Genomic DNA, 1,697 nt, shown 5'->3' with positions numbered 1-1,697 from the left:
CCCCGACCACCGCTGCCACCGCTGCCACCGCCACCGCCACCGCCACCGCGCAAGACAAGGCCATGAGCGAACAGATGGAAAAAATGCAGGCGGCCCACGAAAAAATGATCGCCGCCAAAACCCCGGCCGAACGCCAGGCCGCCATGCAAGAAGGCATGGCCACGATGAAGGACAGCATGAGCATGATGCACAACCATTGCCAAGGCATGGGAATGGGTAAAGGCATGTCCGGCGGCAAGGACCACTCAGACCAGATGATGGGCATGATGATGAAAATGATGGATCAGCAGTCGAGCATGATGAAGATGCCGATGAACAACTAACGCCCTTAAAGAAGCGCTTGACCTTGCCATCGTGGCAGGGTCAACGATCGATCCACGTCATCACACCACCTGCCACTCACAGTAAAAGAGGTTTACGTAATGAACAGTACTGAACTGCAAGTCGAAGGCATGAGCTGCGGGAGTTGCGTCAAACACATCAACGCCGCGTTGCAACCGCTCGCAGGGGTGGGTGAAGTGACTGTCGATCTGGCGTCCGGTCGGGTCAAGGTGACTGGGGATGCCGAGAGCTATGTACTGTTATCGACACTGAAGGAGGCAGGGTATCCGGCAAGCGTGCGGGCAGAAGACAAACATGAAGGCGTAAAGAAAAAGTCTGGCTGCGGTGGTTCAAGTTGCTGTTGTCACTGAGTCCGCCCCGGCGAGGATGAAGTTGAGCGGTGCAGCAGAAAGTAAGTACTCTCAGCCCCCACTCCATCATGGAAGCCGGATAACAATGAACAACCTGAAAAGCACAATGATGCTCGGTGGCCTGCTCGCTCTATCGTTTGGCGCTCAGGCAGAGCAATCGCATCTGGACAGCGTCATCCAACAGGGCCAACTGCGCGTGTGCACAACAGGCGACTACAAACCCTACACCGTCAAAGCCGAGGACGGCGAATACTCGGGCATCGACATCGCCATGGCCCGCTCGCTGGCCGACAGCCTGGGCGTCAAGGTCGAATGGGTGCAGACCACCTGGAAAACCCTGATGCCCGACATGCTCGCGGGCAAATGCGACATCGGCGTCGGCGGCATCTCGGTCACGCTGGAGCGCCAGAAAAAGGCCTTCTTCAGCACCACGCTGGACGTCGACGGCAAAATCCCGCTGGTGCGCTGCGAAGAGCAGGCGTTGTACCAGACCGTCGAGCAAATCAACCAGCCTTCGGTTCGTTTGGTCGAACCGGCCGGCGGCACCAACGAAGCCTTTGTTCACGCCTTTCTACCCAAGGCGCAATTGCGGCTTCATGACAACGTGACCATCTTCCAGGAGCTGCTGGACAAGAAGGCTGACGTGATGATCACCGATGCTTCGGAAGCGCTGTATCAGCAGAAACTCAAACCCGGTCTGTGCGCGGTGAACCCGAAGCAATTCATGCAATACGGCGAAAAGGCTTACTTGCTACCGCGTGATGACATGACTTGGAAGTTGTACGTCGATCAGTGGTTGCACCTGGCCAAAGTCACAGGCAACTACCAAAAAGTTCTGGGCCAATGGATAGCGACACCCGCCCCCAAATAACCGCCACGAACACAACCCCTGTAATTGGATGGACTCGCCCAAGCCGAGGCGTCAATGCGCCACGGTGGCAGTCTAATCAGCCAACGACAGCGAGGGCGAGTCCATGAAAAAGCATACTTCGATTGATCAATCCC

Annotated in this window: 3 protein-coding genes; all 3 read left to right on the top strand. The window is 56.7% G+C overall.

Annotated features, from left to right (window positions below):
• Window positions 1-323: hypothetical protein (locus WLY71_RS30505; protein WP_347806548.1), on the top strand; the 323-nt coding region annotated here is incomplete at its 5' end.
• A 99-nt stretch (window positions 324-422) separates the two neighbouring features.
• Entirely contained in the window at window positions 423-692 is a 270-nt protein-coding gene (locus WLY71_RS30500; protein ID WP_347806547.1) for a heavy-metal-associated domain-containing protein, read from the top strand.
• A gap of 85 nt (window positions 693-777) precedes the next feature.
• Complete coding sequence (locus tag WLY71_RS30495; RefSeq protein WP_347806546.1) at window positions 778-1,563, top strand: transporter substrate-binding domain-containing protein; 786 nt, start codon at window positions 778-780, stop codon at window positions 1,561-1,563.
• The last annotated feature ends 134 nt before the right edge of the window (window positions 1,564-1,697 follow it).

The organism is Pseudomonas rossensis, from assembly GCF_039888995.1.
GTDB lineage: Bacteria > Pseudomonadota > Gammaproteobacteria > Pseudomonadales > Pseudomonadaceae > Aquipseudomonas > Aquipseudomonas rossensis.
This window is presented reverse-complemented; position numbering and strand designations above follow the sequence as displayed.

What these genes read in the sequence shown, in the direction of transcription:
- WLY71_RS30500 (WP_347806547.1), top strand. Translation starts at nt 423, where the DNA reads ATGAACAGTACTGAACTGCAAGTCGAAGGCATGAGCTGCGGGAGTTGC.
- WLY71_RS30495 (WP_347806546.1), top strand. Translation starts at nt 778, where the DNA reads ATGAACAACCTGAAAAGCACAATGATGCTCGGTGGCCTGCTCGCTCTA.